General features: G+C 62.4%; 2 protein-coding genes and 3 pseudogenes. 4 read left to right on the top strand and 1 reads right to left on the bottom strand.

From position 1 onward, the window contains the following. From FEV53_RS21140 to FEV53_RS22285, 4 genes and pseudogenes are all read left to right on the top strand, one after another. Positions 1–217 (top strand): annotated as a pseudogene (locus tag FEV53_RS21140) (hypothetical protein); the annotation flags it as partial. A gap of 4 nt (positions 218–221) precedes the next feature. After that, a pseudogene (locus FEV53_RS22295) lies at positions 222–551 on the top strand (IS3 family transposase); the annotation flags it as partial. Positions 552–832: 281 nt separating this feature from the next. Continuing rightward, a pseudogene (locus FEV53_RS22290) lies at positions 833–973 on the top strand (DDE-type integrase/transposase/recombinase); the annotation flags it as partial. A gap of 151 nt (positions 974–1,124) precedes the next feature. Next, positions 1,125–1,223 (top strand): IS3 family transposase, encoded by a 99-nt coding sequence (locus FEV53_RS22285; protein WP_425465512.1) that lies wholly within the window; start codon positions 1,125–1,127, stop codon positions 1,221–1,223. Positions 1,224–1,270: 47 nt separating this feature from the next. Here FEV53_RS22285 and FEV53_RS20195 read toward each other — a convergent pair. Beyond that, positions 1,271–1,505: integrase core domain-containing protein (locus FEV53_RS20195; protein ID WP_142836079.1), on the bottom strand; the 235-nt coding region annotated here is incomplete at its 5' end.

Genomic DNA, 1,505 nt, shown 5'->3' with positions numbered 1-1,505 from the left:
CACGCAGCTGAAGACCTGGCGGCTGGAGATCGAGGCCTTCGGCTCGATGGAAGCGAAACACCGCCAGAAGGCCGATGCCGCCGAGCTGGAGCGGCTGCGCAAGGAGAACAAGCGGCTGGCAGAGAAGAACGAGATCTTGCAAATGGGTGAGCAGGCGAACGCCACCGGTCCGAGTGCGCCTGCGAACGATTTTTTCGCGTCTCGGGCGGTGAAGTGAGGGCATGAGCGCCACTGGTCCGAGCGACTGCCCGAACGATGAACAAGCGCGCTTTCATCACTGCCCACAAAGCTCAGTTCGACTGACCGTGTCCCCAGTGGGGCCGCGTAAGCGGGAGAACGCGGTTTCGACACTCTGCCGGCTCGTATGCTTGTCGCGCAGCTGGCTCTATGGATATCACGCCGGCCAGGCGGCCCGCGATGACCGCCGCGAGCGGCGATCTGCACGGGACGACGTGCTTCTGGCAAAAATTATGCGGGTCTTCAAAGCCAGCAAACACCGCTACGGGTCCAGGCGTATCCACCGGGATCTGTGCGCTGAGGGGGAGCACGTCCCGGAGCGGCGCGTGGCCAGAATAATGCGCGAAAACAGGATCTCAGCCGGCCAGCACAAGCCGTTCACCACGAACAGCAATCATAAGCTGACCCCGTCGCCCAACCTGCTGCTGCAGGCATTTCATTGCACCACCCCGAATACCGTCTGGCTGGCGAATATCACCTGCGTTGATACCGGCGAGGGCTGGCTCTACCTGGCAGCGGTCAAGGAAGGTGCCTTTGTCCGCCGTCGCCCATCGGGCTCCGACCGGTGGCGCCGCGATGGGCAACTCCAAGGACAATGGCGCATGCGACCCGCGAAATCGTCGGCTGGTCCATGGACGGTCACTTGGGCGCAGAGCTGTGCTGCGACGCGCTCCGGATGGCCCTGGACCAGCGCGGCCCGGTCCCGGGCCTGATCCTGCATTCGGACCGCGGCGTGCAATATGCCAGCGGGGACGATCGCAAGATCATCCACCGCGCCAAGCTGATCCGATCCATGGAGCCGCAAGGGTCAGTGCCTCGGGTTCAAGCTGGTCCGCGCCAGCGGATCGAACGATCCGGGGGATCGTTTGAAGGCGCAGAACGCCCCGATGGAGAGCTTCTTTTCTTCGCTGAAGAAGGAGCTGGTCCATCGCCATCGGTTCGGACCCCGGGAACAGGCCAGGGCCGCGATCAGAGGTGGTCCTTGAAATTCGACCAGTTTGCCGCCGTGCTAAGCTATAGCATTGGTTTCATTTCAGGCGGCAACCTTCAGGTCCGGAGATTGCCTGTCATAGGCCTCGTCCGGCGTCATGATCCCATGTGATGAGTGCGGGCGTCTTTCGTTGTAGTAGCTGATCCAGTCACCGATCCCGTCCCGGGCTTCGGAACCTGTTTCGAAGGCGTTCAAGTAGACGCATTCGTATTTGAGGGATCGCCAGAGCCGCTCGATCATCCGGTTGTCGATCCAGCGGCCCCGGCCATCCATCGAG

Source organism: Palleronia caenipelagi, from assembly GCF_007004065.1.
Classification (GTDB): Bacteria; Pseudomonadota; Alphaproteobacteria; order Rhodobacterales; family Rhodobacteraceae; genus Palleronia; species Palleronia caenipelagi.
Note: the sequence above shows the minus strand (reverse complement) of the source record. Positions and strands in the feature narration are given on the sequence as shown.